Consider the following 26,015-nt stretch of genomic DNA (forward strand, 5'->3'; position numbering starts at 1 on the left):
CTCAGGTTCTATCTGACACACCGCCAGGGGACGCTGCGCGTCCAGCGGGAGCAAGCTCCCTCGCCACAGGAAACCTCACTGCAGCAAATTTCTTTGCCAAGGCAAACATCCCCTGCAAGGGCATGCACCGATGAAACCCTCACGCCTGCTGCTGACCTGGCTCGCCGTGCTGCTGACCGTGAGTATCGTGCTCGGCGCGCTGCGAGCATTGGGCATCACGGTGCCATCGGCGCTGTTGTCGATCAACTGGGGCTTGCTGCTGGCCTTGCTGGCCCTGGCGCTAATCGATGCCGTGCGCGTCCGGCGCCTGCCTTCGCCCCGGGTGCAACGGCAGATGCCCGGGAGCCTGGCCTTGGGCCGTTGGGGTGACGTCCGGTTGGACATCAGCCATGACTTTGCCCAGCCGTTGCACGTGCAGCTTTTCGACCACGTACCCGATGGCCTGGACTTCGAGAACCTGCCGCTGTCGGTCGAACTGCAACCCGGCCAGCGCAGCCAGGTCGGCTACCGCCTGCGCCCGCTCAAGCGCGGTCACTTCACCTTCGCCCGATGCGAAACCAACCTGCCAAGCCCGTTGGGTCTGTGGACCGACAAACGCCTGCTGGAGGCCGTCGACCACACCCGCGTCTACCCGGACTTCGCCAGGCTCTACGACGGCCAGTTGCTGGCGGTGGACAATTGGCTCAGCCAGCTTGGCATCCGCCAGCGTCAACGCCGCGGCCAGGGGCAGGAATTCCATCAACTGCGCGAATTCCGCGAAGGCGACAGCCTGCGCCAGATCGACTGGAAAGCCACCGCCCGCCATCGCACGCCGATTGCCCGTGAATACGAAGACGAGCGCGACCAGCAGATCATTTTCATGCTCGACTGCGGCCGGCGCATGCGCAGCCAGGACGGCGAGCTGGCGCATTTCGATCACGCCCTGAACGCCTGCCTGCTGCTCAGCTACACCGCGCTGCGCCAAGGCGATGCCGTGGGCCTGAGTACCTTCGCCAGTGAACAGTCGCGCTACCTCGCGCCAGTCAAAGGCACGGGGCAGCTCAATGTGTTGCTCAACACCGTGTACGACCTCGACAGCAGCCAGCACCCCGCCGATTACCAGGCCGCCGTCACCCAACTGCTGGCCCGGCAGAAACGCCGGGCCCTGGTGGTGCTGGTGACCAACCTGCGGGACGACGACGATGAGGAACTGCTGACCGCCGTCAAACGCCTCGGCCAGCAGCATCGGGTGCTGGTGGCGAGCCTGCGGGAAGAAGCGCTCGACCGCCTGCGGCAAACGCCGGTGCAGACCTTGCCCGAGGCGTTGGCCTATTGCGGGACGGTGGACTATTTGAATGCACGGGCGACGCTGCATGAGCGATTGGGTGCCCATGGAATGGCGGTATTGCAAGCCCGGCCCGGGGAGTTGGGGGCCGAGCTGGTGACGTTGTACCTGGGGTGGAAGAAGGCCGGGAATTTGTAGAGAATCGCACCTCACCGTTAAACATCCACCCTGGACGGCAACGTCAGTTTCGGCAGCTCGGGGCTAAGCAATTCCAAAACAAAACTGCCATGAGCACCGGGTTGGGTCACGATGGTCCAGCGCATGGGGGCTGCCGTCACCGGTCGCCGCACATAAAATGCAGGATCAAAGACCAACCCAAGGGATACACCAGGGTTCCCCTCAAGATGAACCTCGGTCTCGTTAATCAAACTGCTGTCTTTTTTGACTCTCAGCTCCAGAATATTGGTGGTACCAGCAGATAGGTAAATCTCCCTGATGTAGCCACTTTCATCAAAGATTGGGCGCTCATTCAGCCAAAGCGTAAATTCCTGCACCCAGCTATCCTCAGTCCCCAACACCTTCGCCTGTAACCAATCCGAATCCCACCCAAACTCTCCGCGCACGGATGCACTCAACGTGTAGCGCCCGATCCTCGACGGCAACTCAAAGGTAATCGACGCCTTGCCCTGCGCATCGGAAACCGACGGTTCCAGCATCACGCCTTTGAAAAACCAATGCACCTTCACCCCTGCAACCGGCGCACCGGTCGCCGCGCCGAGCACTGTTGCCTCGGCGCTGATTTCGTCTCCCGGTACCCCCTCAAGGTCAGGACTGGTCAGGCTTTCAATCACACACGCCTCATGCACGAGGTAATCAAACGCCACGACCTCGATCCCGCCAACGGCGCGGGCCCTCACCGTGCCCGGCCCAGCAACCGTCGCGATGAAACTGAAGCGTGCGATGCCATAGAAATCAGTGGTTGTCGTTACAGGCTCCATGGCTTCGTCGGTGCTCGTCCAGGACACCGGCACATTGCGCGCAGGCTGGCCGGTCACCGCATTGACCAAGGTGACTTCAAAGAACAACACTTCACCCCAGTCGACAACCTGACGCGCCTCGTTCGTCGTCGCCACGATATCCACCGGCACATGGCTGCCCAGGGAAAACGCATTCAGCGGTGAGCGCGCCAACAGCCGCGAGGCCGCCAGTTGCAAATAAAACGCGGCGTCGGTCCGGTCCTCTGCCAAAAGGCTGACCAGCAGACCGTCAGCGGTCAACGTCCGTGGCCTCCCTAACCCGACCGGCCCGAACGATAAGCCCGTATCCAGTTCATGCGCGCCGCTGAACCCCAGCGTCAGGTCCTGGCCGAGCAAGGGGCTGTCTTCCAAAACGGAAAGAGTCAGGTCAAGCCTGTCCGCCCTACGCGGGAAGAAGGTTTGCTCGCCCCAGGGCCGTCCGTCCCCTAAACCGATGTTGACGTTGAGGTCGAGCCAGGGATCTTCCTGATGCGCGAACACATCGAAGCCCTGCTCAACCTCAGTCCCATCATAAGGATTGCTGACCAGCGCCTGGACTGGGTGGTTTCCCGCTGCCGCCGGCTGGTAGGCGCGCTGGGCGATACCGTCTGCCCCGCTCCGGGAGGTTTGGCCATCGTCCCAGGCCACGCTCACTTCGTTGGCCGGCTGGTTCGTGAACGCCGACACAAAGCGCAGGGCCAGCCGGGCACTTTCGCCCTTGCTCAGCACCGGGTCGGTCGCCACCTCGAAGGCGGTTGCGACCCGCACTTTGTTATGGGCCAGTTTCAGTTCGAACGTCGGGGGTTGGGTAAACGCCTCGACGCCCAGCACCCGGGCGCCCCAGCTTCGCTGCGCGGTCTGGCTCGCACCGCTGAAGTCGCAACGGTAGCGAACGCCCCCGGCGGTCATGGGTGCAGGCGCGGTCAAGGGCGGGGTCATCTCCCACCCCGACGGCAGGTCCGGTGCCACGGTGGTCTCGAACAACAACCCATGCAAGCCGCCCGGGTCGCCCACCGGCAGGAGCGTCAGGTCGTGGGCCGCGCCGAGGCATGGGTACAACTGCGCCCCAGCCTCCCAGTTTTTGGGTACCTGGTCGAACACCAGCGTGAGCTCGCTGGACAGGTCCTGGGGCAGCGCCCGAAATGCCAGGTCGAGAGGCTCCATGCCCGTCGAAACCACCTGCAGGTCAAACACCCCGCCCGCCTCGGCCACTAACGCCTGGACCGGCCAATCCAGCCCGGCAGCGGTGATGACCCTCGGCGTTTCCAGATTGGCGATCTCGATAGAACGCGTACTGGCCGGGTCCTGCCAACGCAGAAACACCTCTTTACCGATCAAGGGGCTACCGGACGCCACCGCCAGGTGAAAGACCGAATTCTGCCCCATGAGGCACACCGCCCCCGCCCCGACCCGATCGATGGCGACGCCATCGAGGGTGAAGCTGGCGGTTTTCCAGGCACTGGTCGCCAGGGTCTGGATGGCGAATGCGTGCCCCAGCTCCTGCCCGCCTTCACGGGGATTGACCCGCGCCGCGAGGGTGTAGTCGCCGTGGGCGGTCGGCCGGTCGATCACACTGGCCCAGCCATGTGTGCCGGTCCAGGTTCGCTGCAGCCCTTGTGAGGTATCCCACTCGACCGGCACCCCGGCAATCGGCTGATCCCCCAGGCTCGTCACCCGCAACATGCACCAGACGTAGTCATGTTCATCCACCACCGGCACCCGGTTGGCTTCGCGCACGTCACCGATCTTGAGGCTGTGGCGGGCCAGCGACATGGCGTTACTGACCGTGGGCCGCTGCAGCGCGGCGCAGCCCAAGCGCAACCCGAATTCGTCAATGCCGTTGCTGTCGTCGCAAACCAGCCGCCAGGTTAATGCGTTACCGGTGACCGGCACCGGCGTCAACAAGGCGGGTTGGACCGTCACCCCCAACTCTTCAGGGGCCTTGCCTTCCCATTCCAACCAGACATCGAGGTTGCGCAGAGGGCTGTCGGTGGCAAACAGGACCTCCACCGGGTACGTCGCGCCGCGCTCGGGAAAACCGGTTTGCTCCCCCCAGAGGGCAGCGTCCATGTTGGGGAACTTGATGCGCACGGCCTTCAACGGGTCCGTGGCGTGGGCCTTCACACTGAACGTATGAAGCGCGCTGCCCTGGGCAAAGAAGAGACTCTCGACGCTGGCTTTTACCGCCAGCGTACCCTCGGTGGCCGGTGCGAAGTCGAACCAGGCCTCGCCGCCCTCATCGGTCTCGCTAACCGAAAGCACATCCTCGCCCAGCATCCAGCTCACCTCCAGGCCGTGCATCGGCAGGTCCAGGTAATAGGACGTCACCCGCACCCCCATCCGGACCGTCTGCCCGTACTCGATCACCGGTTGGTAAGCCGGGTCCTGGATACTTTCGACGACCAGCCGATGATGCCCCAGCGAGACCGCGATCGGGTACGTGTCGGCGTGGTACTTGCTGTAGATGGACAGGTTGAACAACTGGGTGTCGTTGTCCACCGGTCGCGGGCAATCCACCTGCCAGGTGCCTTCGATCCGTTGGTTCTCACCCCACTCGGGCGAAATGACCACGGCCTCCAGCGGATTGTCCTGGCTCCATAACAACGCTTCGGTGCCGGCCCAGGGGCTGTCCGGGGCCGGTTGAAAGGACAACTGATGGCGCTTGTCGCCGGTCGCGCCGTGACACAGGTAAAGCGTGGGCTGGTCGGCCGGGATAAAGGCCTGGCCGTCGTTGACGAACCGCGCCAGGACCAACGGGTCGAGTTCAAGGTGAAAATCGATCAGGGCGACGATAACGTTTTTGCTGGATGTCGCCACGCTGGGGCTCATGATGACGAATTCAAAAAGGTCCTCTTCCTCCACGTCGAAGTCGATTAACGCCGTGACAGGCGTCAAGGTCAACGCCCTGGTATCAGCATCCGCCGCAGCGTTGCCCCGTGGTGGCAGGGCGATTTCCAGGCTGTCGTCGGTTCCACGTCGACGCAGGCTGAACGTGCCAGGTTCATCGCCGCGATTGTCGTACAGGAAACTCAAGCGGTAACGCGCGCCCGCCGACTGCGGCGCAGGCGGCGACACTTGCTGGGTAATCCCCGAACCTTTGTAAACGGACATGTAATTGATGGTGTTCCCTTGCCATGAGTCGCTACCGATCACGCTGCTGTTTGGCGGTCCCACAATCTGCCAGTGGTCGTAGTTGACGAAATGTCCGTTGGGAAGGATGTTGGTCCGGGTGTTGACAGGCTCCCTGTTCATTTTTTTCATTTTTCCACCCCACGTGCATTCGGTTCGGGTTGGTTGAAAAAGGATTGAACCTCCCTGGAGAACGCCGGGCTGCCCACCTTGGCGGTGTACCGGACCTTCAGGATGATGTCGGTCAAGGCCAGCAGTTGCTTTTTCTGGCGAGGTGTCTTATGCCAGGGAAAGGCCAACGTCCAGCGGGACACGGCGCCGGTATTCTCAAACGGGTTGCGCAAACCCTCGTCGGGTTTCAACGCGACCGTGCCGAAATCCTCCACCCCAACGGAAATGGCGATGTGCTCGCCGCTGCTGATATTCACCAATACATCCGGTGGGGCTGACGTCGGGTTATCGCTATAGAGATATTCCAACGACTGGAGCGAGTCCTTGATGGCCGTGACGCTGCCGACCTGCGTCAGCGTCGCACAGAGGTTCTCGAAGGGGCCGAGCAGCGTCGGCAGCGTCACATCCACGGCGCTGATCTGCCGGCAGTAATGATTGTGATAGTCACGGTCGAACAAGCGCTGGGACAGCTCGAACGCCAACTCGCCGGAGTCTTGCAAGCTCTCCAATGCCTCTTCCCAGTCCATCTTGCCGGCCACTTCACTGTTTTCATTGAACAACTGGCGCAACGACACGGTCTTGATCATTTCCAGACGTCGCTCATAGCGCAGCAGATAATCGGCCTCCATGCGCAACAGATCGAGCCGCAGGGCATCGCCGGCCGTCAGGCCGTAGTAGTTGTCCAGCCAGGCATTGGTGCGTATGTGGTTGAGATCGAACTCGGCGCTTTCCACCTGCAAGGCGCTCTGGGCACTGAGGCACAAACTGACGACTTGGTCGTAAGCCTGGTAATGCAAGGTCTTGCACTGCCCCACGTACCAGCGGTACAGCTCGACGTGCGTGGCGCGGGTGAGCAGAAAATCGTAGAGCGCCTGGGTTTGGGCATTCATTCTGACTACCTGTTTCAAGCCCGCCTCGGCAGTGGCAACCGCATGGACCTGGGCCCTGATGCTGTCATCGATCATCACCAACTCCGCCGCGGCCTGGTCTCGTGCCAGTTCCCAATCTTCACGCCGCCGACGATAGCTTTCGGACGTGGCATCTTTCTCGGCATTGCCGCGAACGACCTCTGCCGCGATCTGAAAACCCAAGCCAACGGCGCGGGGAATGTTGCCCACCTGGTGCCCGCCGTTGGCCAGGCCGAATACGTTGGGAAGGGTGTCGATGGCAGCAGCGGCCATCTCGAAGCCGGTGGTGAGTGACGACAGCACTTGCGCGACGTCCAGGTCCGCCATGACCTTGTATTCGGCACCGGAAATGTTCTCCATGTGCAGTTTTGCGTAGTGCGCACGGCGCTGTTCGGTGATTGCCCGGCTGCTGTTGAGCGCCGCCAGGCTTTCCTTCGCCTGCGCGAGATTTTCCTCCTGCATGGCCTTGGTGAAAGCGCCCAACTCGGTCAAGTGACGTTGCTGCAACAGCTCCTGCTCGCTGCGGTCCTGTTGTTCCAGCAGACGGATCACCTGATTGCCGCACTCTTGCAGGTATTGCGTGGCCCGCAGCGCGGCATCGAACAGCACGCGCCAGCGAAACGCGGCAATGCGCAAAGGCCCGCCCATGGGCCGAACCGGGCCCGCGCCACCGGCCGCCAGGTGATTGAGCAAATCGGCCGGGTTGATCGTGCTGAACAATTCCACCGATAAGGGTTTGCCATCGATGGTCAGGTTATGGCGCAGGTTGTACAGGCGTTGAGCCGGCAGCTCATAGAGCTGCAACACCCGCTGGCTCACCGGCAAGCGGAAAGGCTCGGTGCCGATGACGCCGGGGTCTTCAAAAAACCGGCTCTTGACCGGCAGCCATCCCGAGTCCAATTGCAGCGTTCTTTCGAACGCCTTGAGCGCTGCACCTTCCTCCAACTTCGTGACCAGGTCTTCCAGCTTGGTCGGCGTCCATTGGCTCAGGATCTTCGTGTCCGGTGATTCGCCCATGAGGTTTTTGGCGCGCAGGTATTGCAGCTTGGCCGCCGCCAGGCTGTCGCGGGTCAACTGGCGGTACAACCAGTCGCCCCATGCCAGAAGGTTGGCCACATAGTCGAGGTAAATCAGCATCTGGTAGTGCCGGGGCGTCGAGTAGGCGATCGCATCCGGATCGGTGGGGTTATCGGCTTCACACCCTACCCCGCCGTCATCCGTGCTGTTCACGTTCAAGGGCCGGCAGCGCCAGTACGGGGGCTTGGGGGCCGCCAGGCGGGTTCCCGGGTCGGCGGGTGCCTGGGGGTCGAAGATGAAGTGCAGCCATTGTTGGGCTTCGACGAAACGGTCTTCGTCCTTGAGCCGCGTCGCCACCAGGTGGGGCAAATGGAAAAACAGCTCCCAGAAAAACAGCCCGTTGGCCCCGCTGAACGGCCCGTTGGGCTCATCGTTATTGCCAGGCAGCTCCGGCTCATCGGGAAACTGGGTGTCCCAGTCGAGCACGGCGTCAATCGAAACGTTGGAGCGTGTCACCAGTTCAGCGCCGATCAGCGTGTTCAGGCGCACGAATTGGAGCTTCGTCAACCCAGGGTCGTTGAGTTGCAGAAACTGGGCCCCGCGCGGGTTGGTTTTGTGCAATTGGGGAAGAGTGATCTCAGGAGGAACACCCTTGAGCACGATTACGAACGTCTTGGTGCCCAGGCCCTCACCTGTGAGGGTCAACGTGGCGGTCATGCCAGCGAGGTTGGGGCGGGTATAGTGTATCCATTCGAATGACCACCCGCCGTTGTCGGACCCTGGCCTGGTGACTGTCGGCAGGTCATCGCCTGAGGCGTCGACAAGTTCCAGGGTGAAGTTCTTCAGTTCGCCAGCCACACCCGGTGTCAATTGGGCGCAATGCGCTTGTACATACAGTAGCTGGTTGCTGCCGCTCTGCTTGGTCACCACCTTGAGGGTGAATTTTTCCACCAGGGGTTTCGCCCCCGACGAAACCGTTTCGGTCATGCTGGAAAAGTCCGACGGCGCAATCCGTTGCTGCAAGGTCAAAGGATCGCCGAAGCGGACCATCGCCAGGTGATCCATGATCGGCTTTGCATCGTCCACCTTGCGAAACAGCGCATCACGGGTTTCGTAGATCTCCACCGGGTTGGTCCGGGTGCCAATAAGCGGTCCTGTTTCATTGGTCAAGTGCACCACCAACCGCCCCTTGGGATAGAGCGGGTCGACGTCGTCGCGCAGCATCACCGCCACCAGCCGGCAGTTGTCACCCACGTCGTAGTCCAACTGTGTCAGGTTCAAGCGTACCGGCGGCGACCACTGCCCACTCAGCGTGATAAAGGCCACCTTCAACTCGATCTCGTAGGGCTTTTGCATCACGCCCTCGCCATCGACAAACGCTTCGAGCCATTCGGCCCAGACCAGGCACAAGCGCCCGCCCCAAAAGACCAGGCGGCTGTCGAGCACGCGCACGTCGGCGGGAATATCGACGGGTTTCCACTCGCTCCAGGCGGCCGGGTTGATGGCATCGCTTTCCGCATTCAGCTGCACATCAGCCTTGCGCCAGAAATAGCGATAGGGCGCAATCCGCTCCTTGCCGACCAGGTAGTAGTCGGCACTGCGGGTATCAGGCCCATCGACATAGCCGGTGAGCACTTCCAGGTTGCACACTTCTTCAAAGCCCCGCAGATACTGCTGGATGCCCTGTTGCACCGAATCGGTGGTCAGCCGGGTCTGGTTGAGGTTGTTTTCAAGGTCTTTGAACAGGCTGGTCTTGCGGATGCGCGCATACGGGGTGATGTAGTCTTCGGGCATGCACTTGAGCAACTGGCTGGCGGCCCACAACGGGTACTGACTGGCAATGTCCCAATCCTTCAAGTCCTTGGGGTCGAACTCCCTCTGGGTGTAGCCCGGTTCGAGTTTCTGGTAGACCGCGTGGATGTATTGCTGGAAACAACTGACGGCCTCGGCGACCCAGGACGTCTTGACCTGATGGTTATCCTGGGGATCGGTGCGCAGCCACTCCAACAAATCGTCGGCGGTTTTAATCAACGGAAACCCTTTGTTCTGCTCTCGATCTTCGATTTCCTTGATCCCCAGTGCGCATTCGACCAACGCGTCGCGGCGCAGGGCGGTGACCCGGGTGATGTCTTGCGTAGCCATAGCCGTCTCCTGTCTGCGGGGTGGCGGTGCTCCACGGCAGAACACCGTGGGGCTCGATCAAAGGGTGTCTTCTTCCAGGGTGAGCACGAAGCTGATCGGTCGCAGCTGCATACTGGGTAGCGATCGCAAAGCGGGCTTGGGGGCCCTAGTAAGAGACATGACGGGCTGTTCAAACACCTGTCAGCTCTGACAGTCCCGACCAGCGGCGGCATCTGTAGGAAGCGACCGGCTGACTACAACGCCTTGCGCAACGGACTACAACTCCGCCAGAATCCGCCGGCTTGTGCACCTTGGCCTTGCCCCGTAACTTGATTCGTGTCGCTGACAACTCAGTGATCGGGTTTAGTCGCCCGGGGTACATCACCAAGATGCATTGCGTCTCCATCAGTCAGGTCTCCCTATTCCTGCTCTTGATGGTGGCTGTGCGCAGGGCGCTTCGGCGCGCCGGTTTTTGGTGATGCTTCCCCGGTCGACTAACCTGCGTACAGCCGCCACCCCTCCGTTTAGTCGCGAAGGGGTCAAGGCATCATTTAAGGAAGATCACCATGTTCAAAGCCACACCTAACCCTCCGCATACCGACCCGCTATCCCCCCACGAAACCCTCGACGCCGAAAAGCTCGACGAGGCTGCCCAACGAGCCCTCGACTACTACCTCAAGCCCAACCACGGCCAGCCCGACAAGAAGCCTGACAAACAACCGGACTACTTCATCGTCGCCCCCGACGCCGACCCCGAAGGCATGCTCGCGCACACCTACGAAACCTTCTGCTCGGTGAGCACGTTGATCCTGGATTTATCGGAAGACTTGGAAGGCGCCCCGCGCAACCTGGCCCTGGCGATTCACCAGATGGGCGAGATGGGGGTGTTGTTGCTGGAAAGGCTGCTGGATAACGAAGCGAGGGTTCAGCGCTAAAAAAGCCGAATGACCTGTAGAACTACCGGGATAAATGACAGCCCTGTGGGAGCGAGCTTGCTCGCGATGGCGGCGGTACATTCAGCATTGCTGCAAGCTGATCCACCGCTATCGCGAGCAAGCTCGCTCCCACAAAGTAATTGCCCCCTAAATGCTCAGGCCGACGCGGGCAACGGATAAAAACAGAAATACTGCCGCAACGCGCTCACCAGTTGACCGTAGTCCGGTGAGGCCACCAGCAGGCTGAAACCGGCATCGAAATGTTGTGGCGTCACGTCTTCATGGCACCACAGACACCGGGCTTTCAACTTGATGTTCTGTTGCGGCCCTTCGTCGGCAGGGACTTTCAGGTGCAGGTCGAAATCCGCACCGACCATCAACGGCAGATGGCTGATCAGCATCAGTCCATGCTCGGAAACATTGCCCAGGAAACCGATGGGTCTGTCGTTGACGGCGTTGAACACTTTGAGGAAATACGGCAATTGATGCCGTTCAATTCGGCGTTCCCTGTACATGTCTTGTATCGCTTTTTTTGCGGCCACATACCGGGCCTGCCGATCACTTCGGAACGAACCCAAGCGAGCCCGCTCTCCCCAATCCCGGTGCCAGACGCGGTCAATCGTCTTGAGCCTGTTTCTGCCGGTCTCAGGTGCTTCTAGAAAATAGAGATCTAGCTCTAACTACGACTTGTACAAATATAGCCCAAGGTGGGGTGACGACCAGCCCCATGAATCAATTTTCATAAACAAGACGGGTAGAGGGTGGCGGCCAGGGATGACGCCTGGCCGCTGGGAGGGGGTCAAGACGCAGTAGGACGGATCGCCGAGGCGCTACGGGTAGGGTAATGGCCCAGGCTCTGCAAGGTTTCGAGCCGGGCACGCGCGCGGAACGCGTATTCGCTGTTAGGGTATTGGGTGATGATGAACTGGTAGGTCTGCGCCGCATCGACAAACAGCTTTTGCCGTTCCAGGCACTGGCCGCGCAGCATCGAGACTTCCGGCTGCATATAGCGGCGGGCACGGCTCGCGCGGTCGACTTGGGACAGTTCGAGCATGACCTGCTCGCAATTGCCACGGTCATAGGCCTTGTAGGCCAGGTTCATGTGGTGGTTCATCGACCAACGGGTGCAGCCCGTGACGCTCAGGGCCAGGGCAACAAAAAGCACGAATCGCATGGGAGGTTCTCCTGTCTTGAGCTCTGTATCGACCTGGATGGGAAAATCTTCAGCCTGAAAGCGCTCGCCATGGTGAACACCTGTGTGGCGAGGGAGCTTGCTCCCGCTGGGGCGCGGAGCGGCCCTGTTTTTGGGGCTGCTGCGCAGCCCAGCGGGAGCAAGCTCCCTCGCCACAAGAGCAATGTTCGGCTTTAGTAGTTAAAAGGCGCAAAAATTTTCAGGAATGTTCATTTCGAAAAACAAACGAAAAAGTAGTGCATATGAACAATGACTACACCCAAAGAGCATAGTAGCCTTCGCTGGCGCTTGAACTTGAGGAGTCTTGCATGTCCGTCCGTCGCACCAAAATCGTCGCTACCCTTGGCCCGGCCAGTAATTCGCCGGAAGTTCTCGAACAGCTGATTCTGGCTGGCCTGGACGTTGCCCGTCTGAATTTCTCCCACGGTACCCCCGACGAGCACAAGGCTCGTGCCAAGCTGGTGCGCGACCTCGCCGCCAAGCACGGCCGCTTCGTTGCCCTGTTGGGTGACCTGCAAGGCCCGAAGATCCGTATCGCCAAATTCGCCAACAAGCGCATCGAGCTGAAGATCGGTGACACCTTCACCTTCTCCACCAGCCATCCGCTGACCGAAGGCAACCAGCAAGTGGTCGGCATCGACTACCCGGACCTGGTCAAGGACTGCGGCGTGGGCGACGAGCTGCTGCTCGACGACGGTCGCGTGGTGATGCGTGTCGAGACCGCCACCGCCACCGAACTGAACTGCGTCGTGACCATCGGCGGCCCGCTGTCGGACCACAAAGGCATCAACCGTCGCGGCGGTGGCCTGACGGCACCGGCCCTGACCGAGAAAGACAAGGCCGACATCAAGCTGGCCGCGGAAATGGAAGTCGACTACCTGGCCGTGTCCTTCCCGCGTGACGCGGCGGACATGGAATACGCCCGTCAACTGCGCGACGAAGCCGGCGGTACCGCCTGGCTGGTGGCCAAGATCGAACGCGCCGAAGCCGTGGCCGACGACGAAACCCTCGATGGCCTGATCAAGGCGTCCGACGCCGTGATGGTGGCCCGTGGCGACCTCGGTGTGGAAATCGGCGACGCCGAGCTGGTGGGTATCCAGAAAAAGATCATTCTGCACGCGCGCCGCCACAACAAAGCGGTGATCGTTGCGACCCAGATGATGGAGTCGATGATCCAGAACCCGATGCCGACCCGCGCCGAAGTGTCCGACGTAGCCAACGCCGTGCTCGACTACACCGACGCCGTGATGCTCTCGGCCGAAAGCGCCGCCGGCCTCTACCCGCTCGAAGCGGTGCAAGCCATGGCGCGTATTTGCATCGGCGCTGAGAAGCACCCGACCAGCAAGACCTCCAGCCACCGCATCGGCAAGACCTTCGAGCGTTGCGACGAGAGCATCGCCCTGGCGACGATGTATACCGCCAACCACTTCCCGGGCGTGAAGGCGATCATCGCCCTGACCGAAAGTGGCTACACGCCGCTGATCATGTCGCGCATCCGCTCCTCGGTGCCGATCTACGCGTTCTCCCCGCACCGCGAAACCCAGGCTCGGGCGTCGATGTTCCGTGGCGTCTACACCGTGCCGTTCGACCCGGCCGCCCTGCAACCGGGCGAAGTCAGCCAGGCGGCGGTGGATGAACTGGTCAAGCGCGGCGTGGTGCAGACCGGTGACTGGGTCATCCTGACCAAGGGTGACAGCTACCACACCATCGGCGGCACCAACGGGATGAAGATCCTGCATGTGGGCGACCCGATGGTCTGAGTGACCGAGCGCTGAAAAACCAAAGCCCTGCCATGTGAATGGTGGGGCTTTTTGGTTTTTGCCTGCTGAAACATGTGCTGCCTGAACTGCCGCCATCGCGAGCAAGCTCGCTCCCACAGTAGGTCTGTGGTGTTCATGAATAATGTGTTCAACACAACCTCCCTGTGGGAGCGAGCTTGCTCGCGATGGCGCCGGGCCAGACGCTACAAAACTCAACGCCTGTTGATAAACCCCGACAACGCCGCTACCGCCTCGGGCGAGCGCAGGCGCTGGGTGAACAGCGTGCCCTCTTCTTCGATCACTTTGCGCAGTTGTTCCCGGTCCGGCGCTTTCATCAGTTGCTTGCTGATGCGCACGGCATCAGGCGGCAGCGATTCGAAGCGCAACGCCACTTCCCGAGCCTTGGCCAAGGCCGCTTCACCGCTGTCCAGCGCCTCGGTGGCGATGCCCCAGGCGACCGCCTGTTCACCACCGAAGCCCTCGCCCAGCAGCAGCAATTGCGCAGCCCTGGCCTGGCCCAGCAGCCGTGGCAGGATCAGGCTGGAGCCAAACTCCGGGCACAGCCCCAGGTTGACGAACGGCATGCGCAGCCGCGCGTCCCGGCTGACGTAGACCAGGTCGCAATGCAGCAACAACGTGGTGCCGATGCCCACCGCCGGCCCGGCCACGGCGGCGATCACCGGTTTGCGGCAATCGAGCAGGCTGAGCATGAACTGGAATACCGGGTTGTCGAGGTCGTTCGGCGGCTGTTCGAGGAAGTCGATGATGTCGTTACCGGCGGTGAAGCAATCGCTGGAGCCGGTGAGCAGCACCGCGCGAACCTGCGGGTCGCTGTCGGCCATCACCAAGGCTTGGGCCAATTGACTGTACATCGCCCGGGTCAGGGCGTTTTTCTTGTCCGGGCGGTTCATGCGCACGGTCAGCAGGCCGCGCTCACGGTCGAGCAACAGGGTTTCGGTCATGGTCGGTCTCGCGTCTGGACATCAGCGCTCAACCACGGGGCAGGAAAACGTCGGCCAGCAGTTGATTGCGCGGCAAGCCGGCCAGGTACAAACGCTTGGCAAAGGCCTCGACCCGGTCGGGATGGCCGCAGAGTAAGGCTTGGGTTTGCCGGGAAACAAGCCGCAGTTGCGCCAAGGCAGACGGCGCCTCGGCCGTGGTCAGCAGCTCCACCGAGAGGTTTTGATGCTTGGCCGCCAGCGCTGCCAGGGGTTTGGCCAGGTAATGCCCGGCCGCATCATGGGCCACGTGAATAAGGCGAATCGCGCCTTGGTGATGCTGGCGCAAGGCTTCGCGCAGGAGGCCGAACAATGGCGCCAACCCCGTGCCGGCGGCGAGCAGCCACAGCGGCCTCTCGTGCCAGTCAGGGTCGTAATGCAGGGCACCGCCACGCAGTTCGCCCAGGCGGATCGGGTCGCCGGCCTTCATCTGCCGGGCCGCCTCGATGAATTGGCCGGGCTCGCGGCAATCGAGGTGGAACTCCAGGAAACGGTCTTCTTCGGGCAGGCTCGCCAGGGAATACGGCCGGGCCACCTCACCGGCCCACAGCACCAGATGCTGCCCGGCGCGATAGCGCAGCGCCCGCTCAGGGGTAACGCGCAAACGCAGCACCTCGCCGCCCAGCCAATCCACCGCTGCCACGTGAGCGGCCTGGCCGTCGCGTTGCGGGTCGAAGGTGTGGATCTGCACATCCTCGACCACCTGGCATTGGCAGGCCAGCCGCCACCCCTGGTCACGCTGCGCCGGGCTCAAGGCGTCTGGGCGGCTGTCGCGCACATCGCCCCCCACGCATTGCACCAGGCAGGCGTGGCAGCTCCCGGCGCGGCAACTGTAGGGCACCGCCACACCGGCGCCGTTCAAAGCGTCCAGCAGGTTACTGCCCGCCGCCACTGTCCAGTGCCGACCGGCGACTGTCAGTTCAGGCATCGACGTTCTCCCACGCGGCGGCGCAACGATTGCGGCCGTCTCGCTTGGCACGGTACAGGGCCTGGTCGGCACGCTGCAACGCATTGTCCAGGTCATCGTCCATGCCCAGCATCGTCATGCCCGCCGACAAACTGAGGGGGCCGACCTGCAGGCCGATCAGCTCGACCTCGGTGAACGCCAGCCGCAGCCGCTCGCAACAGGCCGTCAAACGCTGGGGGTCGCAAGCGGGCAACAACATGACGAATTCCTCGCCGCCATAACGGGCCAGTACATCGCCTTCGCGCAGGCACGCCGTGGCGACCGCGGCGAACGCTTGCAGCACCTGGTCGCCAGCGGCGTGGCCGTGCAGATCGTTGATGCGCTTGAAATGGTCGAGGTCGATCAGGGCCAGGCCATGGGCGATGCCGGGCCTGAGGGTATTGAGTTCGCGGGAGGCCAGGCGCAGGAAGTGTCGGCGATTGAACAGCCCGGTCAGCTCATCGGTGGCCACCAGGTCTTCGAGCTGGCGCATCATCCCGCGCAGGGTGTCCTGGTGCGCCTGCAAGGCAAACCGCCGCTGGCGCATGCGCTGGCGCGAGGTCTGGACGTAGCGGGCGTAAAACACCAGCCACACCAGCACGAGAAACAGCACGGCCACCTGCAAACCGGCCAAGGTGGGATCGGGAAGCCTGAAGAAATAACCGTCCCAGAGGGTAATGGCCGTGAAGCTGATGAACACCAGCGACGCGCAGCGCACAAAGGCCCGGCGCGACAGGTGGAACAGCCCGAACAGCAGGATCAGCACATAGAACACCAGGAACACGCCCCGGGCCTGGTCCAGGTGCGCCATCATCCACGTCTGCCAGCCCAGGCCGATCAACACCTGGACTTCGGTAAGGCTGGGATCGGCGAAGCGCAGGTTGCGGTCGGTGATAAACAGCGCGAACAGCCCGGCCTGGCACAGCACGACCAACACGCTGCCGATGATGACACCGCGCAACGAGTCCAGGTAATGCCCACTGAAAAATGCCAGCCACAACAAAACCAGTGCCAGCGCGTACGTCGCGGCCGCCAAAGCGAAGCGTTTCAGCAAAAGACGTTGAATGGCGTTATGGGTCAATCGTTGACTCACCATGGGAAAGGAAACTGACAGGAGGCGTCCTACGCTACAGGCCAGACGCCACTTTAGTGGCGTGTAGGACAAATGACCATTCAATTCTGGAGCAGAAAAATGGCGTCAAAGCAATGGCCCAAAATGACGCAGTTGTCTGATGTCCCTGGCGAACGTTTACCTGTGGCGAGGGAGCTTGCTCCCGCTTGGGTGCGAAGCGCCCACCAGAAACGGGACCGCTTCGCGCTCCAGCGGGAGCAAGCTCCCTCGCCACGGGCGTTCACCTCCCACCTGTTCAATCCGTCGCTATCGCGAGCAAGCTCGCTCCCACAGGGTGGCTGCCTGCGATATACTGCCGCGCCTTTTTAGCGTCGCGCCAGCATGCCCGGCGTGCCTTGTAGAGGTGCCGCCCGTCGACCGATGCACCCAAGCGGCCGGCACCTTATTGAATGTTCCCGTCTTTAGAGAGGAGCGCGACTCATGACCGTGATCAAGCAAGATGACCTGATACAGAGCGTTGCGGACGCCCTGCAGTTCATTTCCTATTACCACCCCGTGGATTTCATCCAGGCGATGCACGAAGCCTACCTGCGCGAAGAATCGCCGGCGGCCCGTGACTCCATGGCGCAGATCCTGATCAACTCGCGCATGTGCGCCACCGGCCATCGGCCGATCTGCCAGGACACCGGCATCGTGACCGTGTTCGTGCGCGTGGGCATGGACGTGCGTTGGGATGGCGCGACCATGAGCCTGGACGACATGATCAACGAGGGCGTGCGTCGCGCCTACAACCTGCCGGAAAACGTCCTGCGTGCATCGATCCTCGCCGACCCGGCGGGCGCGCGCAAAAACACCAAGGACAACACCCCGGCGGTCATCCACTACTCCATCGTCCCGGGCAACACCGTGGAAGTGGACGTGGCGGCCAAGGGCGGCGGTTCCGAGAACAAGTCGAAGATGGCCATGCTCAACCCGTCCGACTCCATCGTCGACTGGGTACTGAAAACCGTTCCGACCATGGGCGCCGGCTGGTGCCCACCGGGCATGCTTGGCATCGGCATCGGCGGCACCGCCGAGAAAGCCGCGGTCATGGCCAAGGAAGTCTTGATGGAGTCCATCGACATCCACGAGCTCAAGGCCCGCGGCCCGCAGAACCGTATCGAAGAGATGCGCCTGGAGCTGTTCGAGAAGGTCAACCAACTGGGCATCGGCGCCCAGGGCCTGGGTGGCCTGACCACCGTGCTCGACGTGAAGATCATGGACTACCCGACCCACGCCGCCTCGCTGCCGGTGTGCATGATCCCCAACTGCGCCGCCACCCGTCACGCCCACTTCGTGCTGGACGGCACCGGCCCGGCGTCGCTGGAAGCGCCACCGTTGGACGCCTACCCGGAAATCGTCTGGGAAGCCGGCCCGTCGGCCCGTCGCGTCAACCTCGACACCTTGACCCCGGAAGACGTGCAGAGCTGGAAACCGGGCGAAACCGTGCTGCTCAACGGCAAGATGCTCACCGGTCGCGACGCGGCGCACAAGCGCATGGTCGAGATGCTGAACAAGGGTGAAACCCTGCCGGTGGACCTCAAGGGCCGCTTCATCTATTACGTCGGCCCGGTCGATCCGGTCGGCGACGAAGTGGTCGGCCCGGCCGGTCCGACCACCGCCACGCGGATGGACAAGTTCACCCGCCAGATCCTCGAGCAGACCGGCCTGTTGGGCATGATCGGCAAATCCGAGCGCGGCCCGACCGCCATCGAAGCGATCAAGGACAACAAGGCCGTCTACCTGATGGCCGTCGGCGGTGCCGCTTACCTGGTGGCCCAGGCGATCAAGAAGTCCAAGGTCCTGGCGTTCGCCGAACTGGGCATGGAAGCGATCTACGAGTTCGAGGTCAAGGACATGCCGGTGACCGTTGCGGTCGATAGCCAGGGCGAGTCGGTGCACATCACCGGTCCTGCCATCTGGCAGAAGAAGATCAGCGAGAGCCTGGCGGTGGAAGTGCAGTAACACGCACTCAGCGCAGTGAAGAAGGCCGGTGGGCGACAAGCTCACCGGCCTTTTTTATCGCAGCAAAACCCTGTGGGAGCGAGCTTGCTCACTCCCGCAAAGGTGGTGCGCACAACCATTCATCGGGCAAACCCACCGACCTGTCAGATCTGACAGGTTACACCCCTGCTCACCCTTGGCATCCTCCCCTGGCCGGGGATCAATCCTGGCGAGGCTTAAAGGGATGTACGTCCATGGCAGAGCAAGCGCCCCTCCAGATCATCACGCCCACCATCGCCGGCAGCACGTCAATCGCTACGATCGGCAACAGCCTCGGCCCGGTAGGCACGCGAGGCGCCGCTTCCTTTGAATTGCCGTTGCCCATGTCGAGCGCCCGTCACCTGACGCCGCCCCTGGTTCTGCAATACAGCAGCCAGAGCGGCAACGGCACGTTCGGCATCGGCATGCAGTTGTCGCTTCCCAGCATTCGGCGCAGGACCAGTAATGGCGTGCCGCTCTACAACGAAGAGGATGTCATGGTTGGCCCCGACGGGGTGGAGCGCTGGCCTGATCTGGACGCACAGACCAGCCGTAAAGTCGGCGACCGAACTTTCGCGACGGTGCGCTACTACCCCAGGGTTGAAAGCACCTTCGACATTTATGAACTCTGGACACCCATCGACGACCTCCCGTTCTGGCGAGTACAGGGCAGCAACGGGCACTTGTATTGCTACGGGAAAAGCGAAGCATCACGCATTGTTGAGCCCGAACCTGAACCTGAGCCCGAGCCACCGACACGCATCGCCGAGTGGCTGTTGTTGGAAGAAGTCAGTCCGCTGGGCGAGCACATCTATTATGAGTATGCGGCGGATCCGGCGGTGTCCGACGGCCCTCATGACTACCGCGCCCAACGCTACCTGCGCCGTGTGTGCTACGGCAACGTCACCGCCAGCGAAACCTTCTACTGTTTCGAAGGACCGGACCCGGCGACCTTGCCGTGGCACTTCCATCTGCTGTTCGACTACGGCCAACGCCCCCTCGAACTGGAGGAAAAACCCACCTGGACGCCCGTCGACGAAGACGCCTGGCAACTGCGCAGCGACCCGTTCCACAGCTACCGATACGGTTTCGAAATCGGCACCCGGCGCCTGTGTCATCAGGTGCTGATGTTCCACCGTTTCCCTGCCGACGCCGAACCGGCGCTGGTGCGGCGACTGTTGCTGGAGTACACCTCGACGGCGCTGGACTACAGCCTGTTGACCGCCGTCCACTATCAAGACTGGGATGCCGAGGGTCGGGTCAAGTATTCGCCGCCGGTGGAACTTCAATACAGCGACTTTGCGCCTGACGTTGCACCCAAGGCGTTTTTTGCCTTGGAAACCATGCCGGCCCTGGAACACGGTCGGCGTTATCAGTGCGTCGACCTGTATGGCGAAGGTGTTCCAGGTTTCTTGTGCCGCTACAGCAACGGCTGGTATTACCGCGAGCCCGAGCGCGCGACCACCGGTGACAGTGAAGCAATCGGTTATGGCCCCTGGACGTTTCTGCCAAGCATTCCCGTCGCCGCCGAAAACTCGACGGTCATGCAATTACTCACCGACCTGACCGGCAGTGGTCGCCTCAATTGGGTCATCGCCCAGCCCGGCACGATCGGCTTCTACACGCTCAACCCGGACCGCAGTTGGTCGGCCTTCACGGACTTCAAGCATTTCCCCGTAGAGTTCCTGCATCCCGCCGCGCAGTTGGGCGATCTGGCCGGCGATGGATTGCACTCGTTGGCGATGATCGGCCCCAACAGCGTACGCCTCTATGCGAACCTGCGCGAAGAAGGGTTCGCCGCTGGCGTGGACGTACCCCATGAACCGGACAGCACCCTGCCATTGTTCAGCGGCGTACGCAGCGAGCTGGTGCTGTTGGGCAATATGTTGGGTAGCGACAGCACCGAACTGGTCCGCATTCGCTTCGATGAAATCAAGTGTTGGCCAAACCTGGGCCATGGGCATTTCGGTGCGGGTTTTGTCATGAGCCCCCTGCCCTTCAAATACGAGGAATTCAATACCGAGCGGGTGCGAATCGCCGATGTGGATGGCTCTGGAGCACCGTCACTGATCTACCTGCGAAGCGATTGTTTCGAGATCTATTTCAACCACGGCGGCAATGGCCTGGAGCAAACACCTTTGCAGGTGTCCTGGCCCGACGGTTTGCGCTATGACAACCTCTGCCAAGTCACATTGGCCGATCTGCAAGGCTTGGGTTGCGCCAGCCTGATCCTGAGCGTGCCCCATCACACGCCGGATATGAAACCCCGGCATTGGCGCTACGACTTCGTCGCGGCACGTCCCTATATGCTCAGCGCTACGAACAACAACATGGGTTGCAGCAGCACGCTGACGTATCGCAGCAGCGCGCAGTTCTGGCTGGATGAAAAAGCACAGCGCGTGACGAAGGACGAAGCGCTGGATTGCTACCTGCCCATGGCCTTGCCGCTGGTGGCCCGCCAACAACAGATGGACGAAATCACCGGCAATTGCCTGACCCAGCGCTTTACCTATTACGAAGGTGACTACGACAGCTATCACCGTGAGTTCAGGGGCTTTGGCCGGTTGTATCAGCTCGACAGCGAGTTGCCTTCAGAAGACCGGAACAGCGGCTTCACCGCACCGGTGCTGGCCAAGACCTGGTTCCATACCGGCCGTACCGTCGACCCGCCGCTCAGGGATTGCTTCGACGCCGACCAAGACGCGCCGCCCCTGGGACCCACGCTGCTAACCCAGTTCCACGAACAAGACGAAGTCGACCAAATCATCGTTCCCGACCCGGACACCGCCCGGGATATGGCCTACGCCTTGAGCGGTCATGTACTGCGCAGCGAGACCCACAACGGCGTATCGACAGACATGACCAAGCCCTACACGGTGGCCCGGCAGCGTTATTTACTGCGCTACCCCCACGACAACCAGAAGAGCCTGTTGGTGTTGGCGCTGGAAACGGCCACTCATCAATACGATGGTTTTATCAACGACCCGCAGGCCCAGCACACCGTCAACCTGGGTTGGAACCGCTACGGCCAGTTGGCGCACGGTTTCATCGTCCATTATGCCCGGCGTCTGACCGCCGCAAGCCCACCGCCCTTCGAAGATGAAGACGAGATCAATTGGTGGCGTGACGCCCATGACGATCAGCAACAGGTTTTCCACATCATCGAAAGTCGGGCCGAGTATCTGCACCTGGTGGACGATAGCGGGCAACGCCAGCGGCTGGGCCTGCCCTGGCGCGCTCGGACCAACGGGCTGCAACGGTCCAAAGGCCAACTCCCCGAGGGGCTGAATCCGCAGCAGATCAGTTATGAATGCTTCCTCGACCATCAGGATTCGGAACAATGGACGGCCGCCCGGGTGCTGATCGCCCTGGAGGAACAAACCTACCTGCGCGATGATGCGGACGACATCCTGTTCCAGGCCCTGCGCGGTCCGCTGGAAGTGGCCGAGTTCGACAAACAGGCGCTGGACGCCTACGACGCGGTACCTGGGCAGTTCGACATCCGCGAAGCACTGGCTGAGATTGGCTTCGAGCCGATGAAGTTGTTCCTGCCCGAGGATACGGAACAGGATGCCCTGCAAAACCTATGGTCCAAGAGGGTCGGTTTCGCCACCTACCTGCCGCTCGAAGGCTTCTTCCATATCAGAGCGTTGCAGGAAACACAGAGTCATGGCGTTACAACGGTCGAATACGACGACTATCACCTGATGCCCGCCGTCGTGACGCTACCGGATGGGTGCGCGACCCATGTCGAATACCACTACCATTCGTTGCTGCCGCAAAAAATCATCGACGCCAACGACAACCTCCAGGAAGCGCTCTACGGCCCGGCCGGAGTGCCTTTGGGCGTCACCTTCCATGGCACCGAAAACGCTGCTCCGGCAGGCTTCGATGCCATTGACACCTATACACCTCCCGACGATTTGTCACCGGCTCACGCCATCGAATACCCTGCGACCACCTTGGCAAACATGGCCAGCGCCGTGCGTGTCGAGGAACTGAGCTGGATGGGTACTCTTGACCTGGCGCTGGTGCTGCCGGTGCAGCGCGACGAGTGGATCGACGCCCGCTACATACTGCCCAGCGGCCATATTCGCGCGTCGGCGCGCGTTCGTCTGGCCCGACTTCAAACGCATACCGTTGGCGAGGCACTGCTCCGGGCGCTCGTCCAGGCCACGCCCCGGGAGCCGGCCCACAGCGTCATGTTGAGCGCCGATCGCTACCCGGATGATGAACTGCGACAGATCCGCATCGCCATCAGCGCCGTCGACGGTTTTGGTCGCCCGCTGCAAAGCAAGCAATTGGTCGAGCCTGGGCAAGCCTATGCCGTGGCCGAGGACGGCTCGCTGAGATTGGGCGACGATGGGCGGCCGATCCAGCAGGATGCCGACCCGCGCTGGCGCGTCAGTGAACGGGTCGAGTACAACAACAAAGGCTTGGTAACGCGGGTCTACCGTCCTTATTTCGCCGATGACTGGCATTACGTCAACGATGCCTCGCTACGCGAGCATGGCTACCATGATCAACAGTTCTACGATCCGCCCGGGCGGCTGGTCAAGGTCGTCAATGCCAAGGGCCATGAAGCCTGGCATGTCTATCATCCGTGGTACCAGTGCGACCACGATTACAACGACACCGATACGGGGCCTGCCCAGTGAGTCGGCAGATTCATGGCAAGACTCCCGTCGTGGCGGTGTTCAATGGACGAGGCGGACCTGTCCGTCGGGTGGACTATCTGCGCGGTTCAACAAGCGACGAAACCCAAAGGCTGGTCACGGCCCAGGCGTATGACCTCCTCGGGCGCATTATCGATCAATGGGATCCGCGCTTTCACGGCACGCCAACCGTCAGCCTGCACAGCCTCTACAGCCTGTCCGGCACACCGCTGCGTACTGAAAACGTCGATGCCGGGTTGCGCTGCGAATTGTCCGGCCTGGCCGGCGAGCGCTTGCACAGTTGGGATGCCCGCGGTAGCGAGCAACAGACCGAATACGACTCGCAATTGCGGCCCACGCTGATCCGCGAGCGCGGCCAGGGCCAGGCTTGGGCCACGGTCGGTCGCCTGCGCTACGGCAGCCCTTCGCCCGAAGACGCCCTGCACAATCGCTGCGGTCAATGGGTGGAGCATTACGACACGGCCGGGCTGGTCACCGTTGACGATTATTCAATGGCAGGGTTGCCCCTGGATCACGGACAACGTTTCCTCGACACGCTGGAGATGCCCGACTGGCCGGACGATGAAGCGGAGCGCGAGCGTTTGCTGGAGCCTGCCCGCTACGACACCCGTTGGCACTACGACGCCTTGGGTGACACCCTGGGCCAGACCGATGCCAGGGGACACAGCCGACGCATTGAACTCGATGTCGCCGGACAGCCCAAGCGCGTGCATTTGCAATGGGCAGGCAGCCCGACGGACGAGCTGATCGCCCATGAGTTCCAATACTCTGCCGCGGGTCAGCTACAGGCGTGCACCGCCGGCAATGGCATCAAGACCCGTCTTGCCTATGACCCGGCCAACGGACGCCTGACTGAGCTCAAAGCCATGAATGGCAGCGATGCCCTGCAGCACTTGACCTACCTCTACGATCCCATGGGCCATGTCACGTCTATCGCCGATCACACCCATGTCGTGCGTTACCACGCCAACCAGCGCAGCGAAGACATTCGTACCTTCGTCTATGACAGCCTGTATCGCCTGGAAAGCGCCACGGGATTGGAGATCCCCGGAGCGGGTACGCAACCGGGGTTGCCAGGGCTTGTCCCGCCCTCCGACCTGTCCTTGCGAACCCCATACACTCAACATTACGAGTATGACCACGGCGGTAATCTGGAAAAATTGGTTCACAACAGCGCCCCCCCAGGCCAAGGGCATACGCTACGCCTGACACTGGACCCGTCGAGCAATCGCTGCCTGCAATGGCACAAGGGCGAAGCCGCCCCCGGCGACGACTTGGACTTCGATGCCGGCGGCAACCCACTGAGCCTGCCCGCCTCCGGACAACACCTGACCTGGAACTGGCGCAATCAGTTGCACAAGGTGACCCAAGTCCAACGCCACGACGGCGAAGACGATGCCGAGCACTACAGCTACAACGGCCAGGGCATCCGCATGCGCAAGCGGCACATCGCCCAGGCCGCTTCCGTCAGCCACGTGCGCGACGTGCGTTACTTGCCGGGCCTGGAAATCCGCACCCTGGGCAACAGCGAAGAATTGCACGTCTGCACCTTGCAAGGCCCGGCGTTCAACGTGCGCGGACTGTACTGGGCCAAAGGCCGGCCGAGCGAAATAGAGCAAGGCCAGCTGCGCTACAGCCTTGAAGATCATCTGGGTTCGTTGGTGATGGAACTGGACCAGGACGCCCGGCTCATCAGCCTCGAAGGTTACTACCCCTTCGGTGGCACGGCGTGGTGGGCGGCGGACTCCCAGGTGCAGGCCAGTTACAAGACCGTTCGTTACTCCGGCAAGGAGCGCGATGCCAGTGGGCTTTATTACTACGGGTTCCGTTATTACGCACCGTGGATGATGCGCTGGATCAACCCGGACCCGGGGGGGCCGGTGGATGGGTTGAATGTGTATGCGATGGTGGGGAATAACCCGATCGGGCTTGTGGATGCTTTCGGGTTGGGCAAGGAAAAATTTTATCAAGCCTTTAGCCAAGAGACGGAACGCATGCTGACAGGGGCGGGGAAAAACCCCCTACCACCGCAAAAGGGAAAGCCGCACGAAGTCAAGCAAGCGCGGGAAGAATTTTATAGAGAATTCCCCTACGCAAGATTTACCACGGCTGCAAAAAACAAACTGACTGCACATGCTGGCGTGCTGTTTGACAACGGCGACCCCAGCGCCTCGATCATGATCACAAATGTATACAATATTCCCCAACCAAAGAACGTTGAGGAGGTTCCAGGAATCACTGTCCATAAGCCTCGACATCCCACCGTACGGGAGCCCTACTTACTCATGTCAGGAATACTGGCGGTCGACCCGAGCGAATTCGCGACCCATCTGGGTGAACGCTATATCGAAGCTGTCAGGGACCCCGATATAAAAATCCATAGGGGAGGCAGTGTGACCCCAGTCGGTATCAGCGGTATTGAATATGAAGCATCCCTGCCCGATATGGTGAGAGAACTGGTCATTCCTCATATCGAGCAGAGCAATGCTCTGACCCCGCAAAGTGCCGGCATTCCCGGGTATCACGCGGAGGTCATCCAGGGCAACTTGATCAGGTTATTCCCGAACGTTAAGGAAAATCTTCAATTTGTCACCCTCGCCACACAGAAGCTGCAAGGTGCCAATGTCGTTGAAGATTTTCCGGCCTGTTTCAATTGCACCAACATCCTGCTGGACAGCGATCATGGAGCCCCCGGATTCAACATCATTACCGGAAGGACGCTTATATCCCATGACGAATGGAAGCGTATGGTGAAAGCCTACCCAGACTGATGCCACCCACGGCTGGA

At 61.5% G+C, this 26,015-nt stretch carries 13 protein-coding genes; 6 read left to right on the forward strand and 7 right to left on the reverse strand.

The genetic code is table 11. From position 1 onward, the window contains the following. Positions 1–130 precede the first annotated feature (130 nt). Positions 131–1,462: a DUF58 domain-containing protein gene (locus tag AD659_RS20900; RefSeq protein WP_053124672.1), complete on the forward strand. Its 1,332-nt coding sequence runs from the start codon at positions 131–133 to the stop codon at positions 1,460–1,462. A 17-nt stretch (positions 1,463–1,479) separates the two neighbouring features. On the opposite strand, the gene AD659_RS20905 is transcribed toward AD659_RS20900, so the two are convergent. Further along, positions 1,480–5,532 (reverse strand): Ig-like domain-containing protein, encoded by a 4,053-nt coding sequence (locus AD659_RS20905; RefSeq protein WP_053124674.1) that lies wholly within the window; start codon positions 5,530–5,532, stop codon positions 1,480–1,482. Between the two features lie 5 nt (positions 5,533–5,537). Next, positions 5,538–9,647 carry a Tc toxin subunit A-related protein gene (locus AD659_RS20910; RefSeq protein WP_053124676.1) on the reverse strand — a complete coding sequence of 1,370 codons (4,110 nt, stop codon included), beginning with the start codon at positions 9,645–9,647 and terminating at the stop codon, positions 5,538–5,540. A 545-nt stretch (positions 9,648–10,192) separates the two neighbouring features. Here AD659_RS20910 and AD659_RS20915 point away from each other — a divergent pair. Then, entirely contained in the window at positions 10,193–10,561 is a 369-nt protein-coding gene (locus AD659_RS20915) for a DUF6124 family protein (RefSeq protein ID WP_053124678.1), read from the forward strand. A gap of 155 nt (positions 10,562–10,716) precedes the next feature. On the opposite strand, the gene AD659_RS20920 is transcribed toward AD659_RS20915, so the two are convergent. Beyond that, positions 10,717–11,076 carry a PilZ domain-containing protein gene (locus tag AD659_RS20920; RefSeq protein WP_053124680.1) on the reverse strand — a complete coding sequence of 120 codons (360 nt, stop codon included), beginning with the start codon at positions 11,074–11,076 and terminating at the stop codon, positions 10,717–10,719. Positions 11,077–11,360: 284 nt separating this feature from the next. Next, a complete protein-coding gene (locus AD659_RS20925) occupies positions 11,361–11,735 on the reverse strand; it encodes a tetratricopeptide repeat protein (RefSeq protein ID WP_053124682.1) in 375 nt (124 codons plus the stop codon). A gap of 326 nt (positions 11,736–12,061) precedes the next feature. Here AD659_RS20925 and pyk point away from each other — a divergent pair, with 326 nt between their 5' ends. Beyond that, positions 12,062–13,513, forward strand: coding sequence for a pyruvate kinase (gene pyk, locus AD659_RS20930; RefSeq protein WP_053124684.1), 1,452 nt, complete (start codon positions 12,062–12,064; stop codon positions 13,511–13,513). A 212-nt stretch (positions 13,514–13,725) separates the two neighbouring features. Here the strand turns inward: pyk and AD659_RS20935 are convergent, their stop codons facing one another. From AD659_RS20935 to AD659_RS20945, 3 genes are read right to left on the reverse strand one after another with little or no spacing between them, the layout of a single operon-like run. Then, positions 13,726–14,475, reverse strand: a complete 750-nt coding sequence (locus AD659_RS20935; RefSeq protein ID WP_053124686.1) for an enoyl-CoA hydratase-related protein — start codon at positions 14,473–14,475, stop codon at positions 13,726–13,728. A gap of 28 nt (positions 14,476–14,503) precedes the next feature. Continuing rightward, on the reverse strand, positions 14,504–15,439 hold the full coding sequence (locus AD659_RS20940) for an iron-sulfur-binding ferredoxin reductase (RefSeq protein WP_053124688.1): 936 nt from the start codon (positions 15,437–15,439) through the stop codon (positions 14,504–14,506). Continuing rightward, the gene (locus tag AD659_RS20945) at positions 15,432–16,538 is read right to left on the reverse strand and encodes a GGDEF domain-containing protein (protein ID WP_053124887.1); all 1,107 of its coding nucleotides are present in this window, start codon (positions 16,536–16,538) and stop codon (positions 15,432–15,434) included. Before AD659_RS20945 ends, AD659_RS20940 begins: the two co-directional genes overlap by 8 nt. Before the next feature lie 471 nt (positions 16,539–17,009). On the opposite strand from AD659_RS20945, the gene AD659_RS20950 reads away from it, so the two are divergent. From AD659_RS20950 to AD659_RS20960, 3 genes are all read left to right on the forward strand, one after another. Then, a complete protein-coding gene (locus AD659_RS20950) occupies positions 17,010–18,533 on the forward strand; it encodes a fumarate hydratase (RefSeq protein ID WP_053124690.1) in 1,524 nt (507 codons plus the stop codon). A gap of 233 nt (positions 18,534–18,766) precedes the next feature. Beyond that, positions 18,767–23,209, forward strand: a complete 4,443-nt coding sequence (locus AD659_RS20955) for a SpvB/TcaC N-terminal domain-containing protein (RefSeq protein ID WP_053124692.1) — start codon at positions 18,767–18,769, stop codon at positions 23,207–23,209. After that, positions 23,206–25,998, forward strand: a complete 2,793-nt coding sequence (locus AD659_RS20960; protein ID WP_153043907.1) for an RHS repeat domain-containing protein — start codon at positions 23,206–23,208, stop codon at positions 25,996–25,998. The genes AD659_RS20955 and AD659_RS20960 overlap by 4 nt, the downstream gene beginning before the upstream one ends. Positions 25,999–26,015: the final 17 nt, after the last annotated feature.

This window comes from Pseudomonas thivervalensis (assembly GCF_001269655.1).
GTDB lineage: Bacteria > Pseudomonadota > Gammaproteobacteria > Pseudomonadales > Pseudomonadaceae > Aquipseudomonas > Aquipseudomonas thivervalensis.